The sequence below is a fragment of the Wolbachia endosymbiont (group B) of Melanargia galathea genome (assembly GCF_964030625.1).
GTDB lineage: Bacteria > Pseudomonadota > Alphaproteobacteria > Rickettsiales > Anaplasmataceae > Wolbachia.
Map to the genome: position 1 here is coordinate 399,923 of NZ_OZ034910.1, position 11,406 is coordinate 411,328.

An 11,406-nucleotide genomic window follows, 5' to 3' on the forward strand; every position below is an offset into this window, starting at 1 on the left:
TGTGTGTTTTTATAAGTTTATAAGCTATCTAGATTTAATCCTTAAGGGACTACAACTCTCTGTTACGCAATCATATGAGACTTGATATAATAGATTTGCGGGATTTTTTTTCTTTTCCCACTGATAGTGTACTTTTTCAACCTTTCCAGAATTATTATATTCATAAGAAAGCGATCTCCAAATAACGCTGCTTTTACTATTGCTTTTGTTAGCATCATGAAATTTCTGGTAAGGCCAACTGTTATTGTATTTATTCATCTTCAACCTCAATAAATACCCCAACTATGGATTAGCCAGCAAAGAAAGGCATAGAAATAGAGGGCTTTTTCGACTGCATGGAATAGGAAATCAGAACAGAAAAAACATGAATTAGGAAATTTGTTGGCGATCTGTGTCTTGTGTGCTCAATCTCAAATTTGTTTTTCAAGGAGTCGAAAACAGTCTCAACAATCGATCTTTTCCTTAGTAAAATCTTCTCTTTAAGTGAAATGAGTACGTTTTTCATACCTTTTTTTACTTTAGTGACGAGTTTTAGGCCTCTATCAAAGAGTTTCTCAAAGAGCTCTTTCTTTATATAGCCCTTATCTCCAAACAAAAGTCCGGTCAGTCTTTTAGTGAGAGTTGGCACAGGTTTTCTGTCATCAACGTTACCTTTGGTTAGAGTAAGTGCTTGAATTTCTCCAATTTCATTAATTACCAAGTGCAATTTAAAGCCAAAAAACCAACCATATGTGCTCTTACTAATTTCTGCCAAACCATCAAAAACTTTGTTCTTGGAGATTCTTTTTTTGTGGCAAACAGCGATTGTAGAAGTGTCTATGTAGGCAATACCTGTCATTTTTGCTTGTTTGCAGAACCATTGCAAAAGTAATGCTAAATACCATAAAACCCGTGATTTAAGAGCGATAAATCGGTCATATGTTGGCAATTTAGAAAACTCAGATTTATAAAGTGGCAGATAAAGTAAGTAAAAAGCTTTGAAACTTTTGCAAGGGGATTGATGATATAATAGAATTATGGTGAGAATTTCCGAAGTGGTAATTCCCGGTATTCTAGTGGGTTTTCTTCCTTTTGATAGGAGCATATTAGCAAAATTATCATCGACTGTGCGACAAAAATCCTCGACGCAACAGTAAAATATCTTTCTTCATGGGTAACCTCTTAATTATTGATAAAATACTTGAGCTTACCCTGTTTTCCTCTTCTTAGCTGCACTTTTATCTCTTTATTTAATCCATAGTTGGGGTCTGAAGAGAGCTATGAGGACGTTGTTTATTATAATATTCTTCCCAATCCCTAAGCTTGACTTGCAATTCATAATCCTTAATGTTAACGCTACTATAAAATTCATCTAAATCTGTACGCTGCGCTCTTTCTACTTTACCATTTAAATGTGGGGAAAACGGCTTAATTGGACGGAATTTTATTTTCCATTCTTTTAGACACTCTTGCACTTCGTAAGCAAAAAACTCTATCGGTCTGAATCCTTTGACAATGAAATGGAGCCCTTTCCCTTAATTGTTTTAGGAAATCCAGAGTATTTTTTGAAGTACGCCTTGAGTATAATGCGATAACTTTATAACGCGTACAATCATCTATAGCAGTATATTGATAAAGCCCCGAAGATATTTTGCAAACATCCATTTGTACACGCTCTCCTGGCACTTTGCAGTTATAACGCTTAATCTGCTTGCGATAGTGGCGCTTAATACGTAAAAGACTTACATCGTGTTTCTTCAAAACTTTGTGTATAGTAGCCAATGCAAAAGAGATATCATGTAAACGCTTTAATTCAGCTTGAATACGTCTTGCTCCTAATTTTCTAGCTTTTCTCAGATGAAGAATGAGCTGTTCATTTGACTTGTTGATTTTTTGTAAGGGTAAAGTTTTAGGCCTGCTACTAAGGTTTGACAATCCCTGTTCACCTAGCTTTTCATAACGTTTGTACCATTTTCGTAAGGTAAAGCGTGAAATGTTATAGTGTTGACATACTTTGCCTGCATGACCTAATTTTTTGTATAATTCTATCCAATTCAGACGCAACTTAACTTTGGTATCCATTTACTGATTGCCTCTTGTTGATGAATTTATTCATATTATTGTAATAAGGTATTTAAACTATCACAAGTCAAAGTTTTTATTTTATCTTACATTTTTGCTGTAATAACCTCTATGAATCACACATGATTTTATTGTCAATATTTCCAGTACTACTATTAAACGAGTTTGTAATGTTTCTTATTTGTTCGGTCAGTAATGGATTTTGGTATAATAACCCTAACTTTGGTTTTAGTATTTTTGTTTGTATCGTACTCATATCTAACACTCCTTTCTTTTTTTATTTTATAACTTACTTTTTTAAAGTATCAGATCAAGTCTTGTTTAATACATATCATGCTACTCCATAAAACTCATATGCGTTGCATCATAACTATTATCGTCAAATAAATTAGATTCAGATGAATAAATATTATCATCAGATTGTGAGACAGGTTCATCAGTGTTAAAACCAAATAACCATGAGAAGAATCCACTGAAAAATGATCCTATTAAAGAAAAAGGCTTCATAACTATGCTAAATAAATTGGCAAAAAAAGAGCTCGTCTGTTCTTCTGTTTGTGTTTCTTGTCCTGCATTAATAGCTCCCTGTTGTGCTTGTAGTGTTTTGCTTTCTAAGCTTACAATTTTATCAGCTCCTTGATTTGTAGTTTCTGATCCTGATTCTTTTAATAGAGTTTTTATTTTTTCATTAAAAGCATCTACTATCTCTTTATGATCTTTTTCAGCAGCTAAACGTAAAGGCGTTTTTCCATGAACATCTTTTGCATTAACATTAATCCCTTTTACTTCTAGTAGAGCATCTACTATCTCTTTATGACCATTTTCAACAGCTAAATGTAAAGGCGTTTTTTCACGAACACCTTGTGCATTAACATTAATCCCTTTTACTTCTAGTAGAGCATCTACTATCTCTTTATAACCATTTTCAACAGCTAAATGTAGAGGAGTATTGCCATAGCCATCTTTTGCATTAACATCCACTTCTTTTTCTAATAGGATCTCTACTATCTCTTTATAACCATTTCGAATAGCCAAACTTAAAGGTGTCCATCCATAAGCACCTTTTTCATTAACATCCGCTTTTTTTTCTAATAGGATCTCTACTATTTCTTTATGAACTTTTTCAGTAGCTAAATGTAAAGGCGTTTTTCCATGAACATCTTGTGCATTAACATTAATCCCTTTTACTTCTAGTAGAGCATCTACTATCTCTTTATAACCATTTTCAACAGCTAAATGTAAAGGCGTTTTTCCATGAACATCTTGTGCATTAACATTAATCCCTTTTACTTCTAGTAGAGCATCTACTATCTCTTTATAACCATTTTCAACAGCTAAATGTAAAGGCGTTTTTCCATGAACATCTTGTGCATTAACATTAATCCCTTTTACTTCTAGTAGAGCATCTACTATCTCTTTATAACCATTTTCAACAGCTAAATGTAAAGGAATATTGCCATAGCCATCTTTTGCATTAACATCCGCTTCTTTTTCTAATAGGATCTCTACTATCTCTTTATAACCATTTCGAATAGCCAAACTTAAAGGTGTCCATCCATAAGCACCTTTTTCATTAACATCCGCTTTTTTTTCTAATAGGATCTCTACTATTTCTTTATGAACTTTTTCAGTAGCTAAATGTAAAGGCGTTTTTCCATGAACATCTTGTGCATTAACATTAATCCCTTTTACTTCTAGTAGAGCATCTACTATCTCTTTATAACCATTTTCAACAGCTAAATGTAAAGGCGTTTTTCCATGAACATCTTGTGCATTAACATTAATCCCTTTTACTTCTAGTAGAGCATCTACTATCTCTTTATAACCATTTTCAACAGCTAAATGTAAAGGAATATTGCCATAGCCATCTTTTGCATTAACATCCGCTTTTTTTTCTAATAGGATCTCTACTATCTCTTTATAACCATTTCGAATAGCCAAACTTAAAGGTGTCCATCCATAAGCACCTTTTTCATTAACATCCGCTTTTTTTTCTAATAGGATCTCTACTATTTCTTTATGAACTTTTTCAGTAGCTAAATGTAAAGGCGTTTTTCCATGAACATCTTGTGCATTAACATTAATCCCTTTTACTTCTAGTAGAGCATCTACTATCTCTTTATAACCATTTTCAACAGCTAAATGTAGAGGAGTATTGCCATAGCCATCTTTTGCATTAACATCCACTTCTTTTTCTAATAGGATCTCTACTATCTCTTTATGACCATTTTCAACAGCCAAAAGTAAAGGCGTCCATCCATAAACATCTTTTGCATTAACATCCGCTTTTTTTTCTAATAGGATCTCTACTATCTCTTTATGACCATAAATAACAGCCAAAAGTAAAGGCGTCCATCCATAAACATCTTTTGCATTAACATCCGCTTTTTTTTCTAATAGGATCTCTACTATCTCTTTATGATCTTTTTTAGTAGCTAAATGTAAAGGAATATTACCATAGCCATCTTTTGCATTAACATCCACTTCTTTTTCTAATAGGATCTCTACTATCTCTTTATAACCATTTTTAATAGCCAAACTTAAAGGATTATAACCATAACTTTCTGGTCTATCAATGCGATACAGAACTTGCTGTTTGTTAACATCAATATCTGGTACCTTTAATAGTTCTTTGACTATACTAATCTTGTTCTCCTTAACAGCAAGATATAGAGGAAATCCACCATCACTAAAAAGGATATCTAATTGATTAACATCGATACCTGGTAGCTTGATAAGTTCTTTAACAATATTTGAGTAGCCTAATTTTACAGCCCAACTTAAAATACTATCGGCAGAGCCTGTAACATCAATCTCGTTATTTAATAGAGCTTTAATTAAAATTTCAACTGCATCTAATTTATCGTATGAGTAAATTTTAAGAGGACAATTTAGTGGAGTACAGTGATAATTATTTTTTATATTAAGATCAAAACCTGGTGACCCTACAAGCTGTTCTATCACCTTTGAACAGCCATTCATAACAGCTAAATGTAAAGGAGTATTACCATAGCCATCTTTTGCATTAACATCCGTTTCTTTTTCTAATAGGATCTCTACTATCTCTTTATGATCTTTTTTAGCAGCCAAATGTAAAGGAGTCTTTCCTTTATCATCTTTTGCATTAACATCCGCTTCTTTTTCTAATAGGATCTTTACTATCTCTTTATGATCTTTTTCAGCAGCTAAATGTAAAGGAGTATTTCCTTTATCATCTTTTGCATTAACATTAATCCCTTTTACTTCTAGTAGAGCATCTACTATCTCTTTATGATCTTTTTCAGCAGCTAAATGTAAAGGAGTATTTCCTTTATCATCTACTGCATTAACACTTGCTCCTTCACTTATTAGACGGGTTACTTCATTAGTACTACCTATTTTAGCAGCCTTGAGTAATTCATCTGTGTTTTGCAATAGAGCTTTTATTTCTTCATTAGTGGCTAAACCGAAAGGAGTCTTTCCATCAACATCTTTTGCATTAACATTTGTCCCTTTGTCCAATAGGATCTTTACTATCTCTTTATGATCTTTTTCAGCAGCTAAATGTAAAGGAGTATTTCCTTTATCATCTACTGCATTAACACTTGCTCCTTCACTTATTAGACGGGTTACTTCATTAGTACTACCTATTTTAGCAGCCTTGAGTAATTCATCTGTGTTTTGCAATAGAGCTTTTATTTCTTCATTAGTGGCTAAACCGAAAGGAGTCTTTCCATCAACATCTTTTGCATTAACATTTGTCCCTTTGTCCAATAGGATCTTTACTATCTCTTTATGATCTTTTTCAGCAGCTAAATGTAAAGGAGTATTTCCTTTATCATCTTTTGCATTAACATCCGTTTCTTTTTCTAATAGGATCTCTACTATCTCTTTATGATCTTTTTCAGCAGCCAAATGTAAAGGAGTATTTCCTTTATCATCTTTTGCATTAACATCCGCTTCTTTTTCTAATAGGATCTCTACTATCTTTTTATAACCATTTTTAATAGCCAAACTTAAAGGCGTCCATCCATCAGCATCTTTTGCATTAACATCCGCTTCTTTTTCTAATAGGATCTCTACTATCTCTTTATGATCTTTTTCAGCAGCTAAATGTAAAGGAGTATTTCCTTTATCATCTTTTGCATTAACATCCGCTTCTTTTTCTAATAGGATCTCTACTATCTTTTTATAACCATTTTTAATAGCCAAACTTAAAGGCGTCCATCCATAGACATCTTTTGCATTAACATCCACTTCTTTTTCTAATAGGATCTCTACTATCTCTTTATAACCATTTTGAATAGCCAAACTTAAAGGCGTCCATCCATAGACATCTTTTGCATTAACATCCACTTCTTTTTCTAATAGGATCTCTACTATCTCTTTATGACCTTTTTCAGTAGCTAAATGTAAAGGAGTCTTTCCTTTATCATCTACTGCATTAACACTTACTCCTTCACTTATTAGACGGGTTACTTCATCAGTACTACCTATTTTAGCAGCCTTAAGTAATTCATCATTTATATTTCTGCTTAAATCGCTCATCCTACACCCCTTCAAAATTATATTCTTATAGCAAAGTTATTAATAATCGGAAAATTATGGATGAAATTCTCTAGGTTATATCGTCACGCAATAACTTATAGCCCTTCTTAAGAATTGACCTTGACAAGAAAAAGTAGCGGAAAAGTTAGGAATATTTTCATAAAATGGGAGGTATGAATCAGAAGAATTTTATTCTAGTTAAAGTAGAAAACTACCATAAATTTCTCTTTGTACTTTCAAATAAACTATCATTAGCTTAATAATATACATCACTAATAACTTAAATATTGCAGCCATTTTTAACAACCAAAATTAGCCAGTGAGAGAAGAGTTTGTTTTGGGATGCGTTGGTCTACCGCGCGATACATACGAACTTTTTTGTATTCTGACTTTGCTATACGCTAAAACTAGCCATATTAGCCCATTTTATCCATATATACATACGAACTGTTTTGCCTAAGCTTATGGAAATAATTTAAATCTTCTATTTTTATAACCTTATTTTTACGCAACTTGTTCTCAAAAATATACGATCTTTTTTGAAGGAGTAAACAATTGAATTGTTTATAACACTAGCTAGCATGGTATCTTCACTAAAATATTTTTTGAAAAAGTTAATTGACTTATAAATAATTCTCTACTAATACTGGCATGTGTTTGTTTATTCTGCTGAAGTTGCTCCATACAGGTTTGCTGTAAAAACTTCAGCAGTTTCCGTACTCCTTTAAAGCATAATCCATCACGCTCTTAATAATAGTGATATCAAATATAGGTCTTAACTATTTTAATCTATAGTAAAATTAGCTCAAATTTGCAGTCATAAGCAACTTTTAACCTATCTACATACTCCATTGTTACTCACCATAAAAACTTAACAAAAATATGAGTAGTAAAAAGATTGTGTTGAAATTAGCTTGACCAATATTATATATTGTACATAATATATTCTATATCTAGGCTAGGAGGTAGTATGGATACAGAGTCAGTAAAATATGTTGTAGAATCTATCAGTGAACAAAAGCTAGGAGAGGAATTAAATACTGAGCCATGGCATTCAAAAATTGAGCGTAATAGCAATGAGGAACCAACGCCTGAAGATGACATAACAGATTTAGATGATTATAGTTTGTTTGTTCAAGGAATAAGTAATCGTTCGGAATGTTATGACCTTGATCAGAGACATGAAACTAGGGAGGCTGTTGACACATGTGTAAAACATACATTGTCGTATCAGAGTGAAACTGATGATAGTGATTTATATTGGAAAAATTACTCTATTAGTCCAAGAGACTCTGCTTTAATTAAGTTAGATCTACTACTGACTGAAAGTGAGAGAAGTCTAATTGATGAATTTCGTAAAGAGTTAAAAGATGTAGTAACAAAAAATGATCAAGGTTATAGGGATAAGCATGAAAATTTTACAAACACTGCTTTAGAGCGTATAGAGTGCATAACAAATAAATATTTGCAAAAAGGGATAAGACTCAATTCAAAATATAACGATGATAAGTATACTATAACAAGTTTAATTTTTAAGGAAATAAGAAATATCCCTGATAGAATACGACAGCATAAGGGATTACCACCTTATGAGAGTTTATCAGACGATAGTGAGACTATAACAAGTTTAGTTTCTAAGGGAATAAGAGATATTCCTGCCTACGAGGGTGTATCAGATGATAAAAATATAGGTATTATACGCAATATCATGAGTAATTTACTATTAAAAGGTGGAAGAGTAAAATGCAGTTCCTTTTATGATGATAAGTTATTGTATGCAACTTATGGGTTCAGTTATGAGATTTTTGCAGAACGTGAAGAAATCGATAACAAGCTAAAAAGTGTAGCAGATGAAGGTATTATAAACAGTAGTGCCCAAGGCAAAGCTTTACACGTAGAAATGGATAATGGATATTTTTATGTAAAATATTCGCAAGATAGCACTGTTGAGGTTGCAAAAGTTATAAATAATCCAAAAGTGAAAGATTTAAGTTTTAGACATCATATATTTCATGTTGGAAAGAGTATAGTAAGAGTTGAAAATGTAGGAGGAAAAAGAAATTATACAGACGTTTTAGAAGGTGGCATTGAAATGTCTTTTACTACTGAAGTAGGAAAGATTAGTATTCATCTACGTTCTAGTGATAAAGACAACAATAAAATTGAAGTAAAGATAAGTGACGATGACAAGAAGAAACTTGATCAATTAAAAGATAAGGAAGAAATAGGAGAAAATTGCTTACTTGGTGGATATTCAGTACATGATGCGATTAAACGAGGATATTTTGAAAAACATGAAACACTACGTCAATCTTCTGAAAAAATTACCTTATCTAATGAAAAGAAAAAAAATAGTTGGTGTGAGATAGTAACAAATTCAAAACAGACAACAAGCCGTACTGTAGGGTAAATGCTAAACTGCTTGATTGTCTAAAGATCTTATATTACTCACCATAAAAACTTCACAAAAGCTTAACGACGTGAGTAGTAAAAAGATTATGGTTATTGACTTAATGTTACATATCGCATACAATGTATCATATATCTTAGCTTAGAGGGATAAGTATGGGTGAGTCTACTGGGATAGTAAAATCTATCATCAATTTACTAAAACCAAAATCCAAATCAGAACTATATGATTTCGAATATGAATCCATTATAGAACATTTATCATCTAAAGAGCATTTATTAAATGAACTGATGAATGATATGTGGTACTCAGGAGATTTACCATCAGTTAGAAATTATAATGAACCATCATCTTTGATAGATAGCAAACTTGGATTAAGTGAACAGATTTGTGTTTGGTTTGCTCTAGATCACGATCTTACGCCAAGTCAAAAAAATTTAAACAAAAAGTTACTTAGTGCTCTAAAATGTTTAGCTTCTAACTGTGGTTCATTTGATAATACTGAACCTCTTGAAGAATTTTTACATGATAATAGAAACAATAAAGATTTAAAAGTAATTCTTAACCTAAGAAGAGGAGAATCTCAATCAACAGTATTGCATGCGATTGCAGGAGCAAATATTGGTGGATTTCGTCGCACAGGAAATCAGGCTATAGATTTACTCTTAGAAGCAGGCGCAGATCCTAACATACAAGATAATAAAGGAAAAACACCACTATACCTTGCTGCTGCTAAAGGTCATTACGATAATGCAAACTCTCTTCTCCTGAAAGGAGCTAACCCTAATATAACAAGTAGAAAGGGCAAAACTCCACAACGAATAGCAACTAATAACCTCTGCTATGATATTGAAGAATTATTTTTAACTGATAAACAGAAAAAGATGAATAAGGAATTGTATGACTTACTTGTACTAGATTCAGACTGCACTAAAAATTTAAAGGAGTTTTTAAGTAAGCATAAAAGAGACTCAGACCTAAAAGTAGTGCTAAATATTCGGCAAGGAATGGGTGAATCAAAAGTGTTTTCGTATGTTGATCGTTTTGCTTGGGATAATGAAGATCTTGCTCAAGAGTTAAGAAAAATATTTCTAGAAGCAGGAGCATTAGATTATGATAAAAATATTATTTATCGTCAGCAAAAGAAAGGACAGGTCAGTAAATTACTCGTTAATTTAACTTCAAATCAAAAGGAGAAGTTAAATAGGTTTTCTGATAAGGTATTTCAAGCTCAAAATATGGCTGAACTTGAAAAGATTGTAAACGATGCTATAAAGTCTGGTGTACGATTAAACTATTCTCTTTCACAAGATTTCTTTTCAGGTAATGAGTACACTTTTACCGATTATGTGATGAAAAAAATCAGTGAATTAGAAAAAAATCCTAAAGTTGCTAGTAATATAATATGTCAATTAGTATCAAAAGGGGCAGTGTTTGGTAATACAGTTGATGCTAACACACTGACATCAGAATTTAAAGAGCATAAAACTAACCTAAAAAAAGCTTATAGAGATTATATTAGCAATTCTCATAAGTTTATTGAAATCGCAAAAAGTGCAACCAATAGAGAGCTAAAAGATGCAAGAGTAGACAACTCCGTTTTTTACTTAGAATATTCTAAAGATAGTAAAATAGACATTATAAAGATAACAGATGGGGTAAGGGGTTTAGGTCTAACCGATGGAGAGGTAAACTGTGGAAGAAATATAGTAAAGATCGGTAAAAGTGAAGTAGAAATTAAAACTGAAAACGGCATAAGGAATTATACAGATCTTACAGAAGGCAGCAGTATAGTATTAACTTTCTATACTAGTTTGGGAGAATTAGAAGTTAGATTATATCCTGATGAGAACAATAAAAAATTGATAAGAGTAGAAGTGAGCGATGAAGATCTATTTGAAGAAATAGCAAGTCATGAAGAAATAGGGCAAAATTGCTTATTGGGAGGTTTATCGGTTATTGAAGCTATAGATCGAGGTGTTTTTGCTAGATCTGGTGGATTAATGCGTCCTGAAGTAATAAGCGAGTCTAACAAGAACAAAGATTCATGGGTAGGACGTGAAGAGCTAAGAAGGGCTTCTGATTCTAGGGGAAAAATTGCTAGTTTGCCATAAAAGTTGAAGATTATTATTTAAATACAAACTACTATAATTTATAGATTAAGGAAATTGTACCAATGTCTTCTAAGAATACTCTTTTATATTGTTTTTAAGCTGGCTACAAAATGAGGATATGGGACATACAATTGGCTGAGCTGCCTTTTACACTCCAGGTCTACTATTAAAATATGCAGCTAAAATTGGATCATTTTCTACCATTGTTGCACCTAATATGCTAAAATCTTCATCACTTGTATTGATATTTTTACATAATTGATTTTGTAACATTTATTTGCTCTTCTATATCGA

9 protein-coding genes are annotated in these 11,406 nt (G+C 32.2%); 2 read left to right on the forward strand and 7 right to left on the reverse strand.

All coding sequences use genetic code 11. The annotated features are described in order from the left end of the window. Positions 1 to 24: 24 nt before the first annotated feature. From AAHF52_RS01815 to AAHF52_RS01840, 6 genes are all read right to left on the reverse strand, one after another. The gene (locus AAHF52_RS01815; RefSeq protein ID WP_342068467.1) at positions 25 to 258 is read right to left on the reverse strand and encodes a hypothetical protein; all 234 of its coding nucleotides are present in this window, start codon (positions 256 to 258) and stop codon (positions 25 to 27) included. 31 nt (positions 259 to 289) lie between these two features. Continuing rightward, positions 290 to 1,141 carry an IS982 family transposase gene (locus AAHF52_RS01820; protein ID WP_410541895.1) on the reverse strand — a complete coding sequence of 284 codons (852 nt, stop codon included), beginning with the start codon at positions 1,139 to 1,141 and terminating at the stop codon, positions 290 to 292. A gap of 88 nt (positions 1,142 to 1,229) precedes the next feature. Then, positions 1,230 to 1,454, reverse strand: a complete 225-nt coding sequence (locus tag AAHF52_RS01825) for an integrase core domain-containing protein (RefSeq protein ID WP_342068468.1) — start codon at positions 1,452 to 1,454, stop codon at positions 1,230 to 1,232. After that, positions 1,408 to 2,061, reverse strand: a complete 654-nt coding sequence (locus tag AAHF52_RS01830; protein ID WP_342068469.1) for a helix-turn-helix domain-containing protein — start codon at positions 2,059 to 2,061, stop codon at positions 1,408 to 1,410. The genes AAHF52_RS01825 and AAHF52_RS01830 overlap by 47 nt, the downstream gene beginning before the upstream one ends. Before the next feature lie 109 nt (positions 2,062 to 2,170). Then, positions 2,171 to 2,317 carry a hypothetical protein gene (locus AAHF52_RS01835; protein ID WP_264336560.1) on the reverse strand — a complete coding sequence of 49 codons (147 nt, stop codon included), beginning with the start codon at positions 2,315 to 2,317 and terminating at the stop codon, positions 2,171 to 2,173. An 80-nt stretch (positions 2,318 to 2,397) separates the two neighbouring features. Further along, positions 2,398 to 6,588, reverse strand: a complete 4,191-nt coding sequence (locus AAHF52_RS01840) for an ankyrin repeat domain-containing protein (protein WP_342068470.1) — start codon at positions 6,586 to 6,588, stop codon at positions 2,398 to 2,400. Positions 6,589 to 7,558: 970 nt separating this feature from the next. Here AAHF52_RS01840 and AAHF52_RS01845 point away from each other — a divergent pair. Both AAHF52_RS01845 and AAHF52_RS01850 read left to right on the forward strand, forming a co-directional pair. Next, entirely contained in the window at positions 7,559 to 8,998 is a 1,440-nt protein-coding gene (locus AAHF52_RS01845; RefSeq protein ID WP_264376879.1) for a hypothetical protein, read from the forward strand. Between the two features lie 155 nt (positions 8,999 to 9,153). Then, positions 9,154 to 11,112 carry an ankyrin repeat domain-containing protein gene (locus AAHF52_RS01850; RefSeq protein WP_214303357.1) on the forward strand — a complete coding sequence of 653 codons (1,959 nt, stop codon included), beginning with the start codon at positions 9,154 to 9,156 and terminating at the stop codon, positions 11,110 to 11,112. A gap of 147 nt (positions 11,113 to 11,259) precedes the next feature. Here the strand turns inward: AAHF52_RS01850 and AAHF52_RS01855 are convergent, their stop codons facing one another. Then, positions 11,260 to 11,385, reverse strand: a complete 126-nt coding sequence (locus tag AAHF52_RS01855; RefSeq protein WP_010405125.1) for a hypothetical protein — start codon at positions 11,383 to 11,385, stop codon at positions 11,260 to 11,262. Positions 11,386 to 11,406 lie beyond the last annotated feature (21 nt).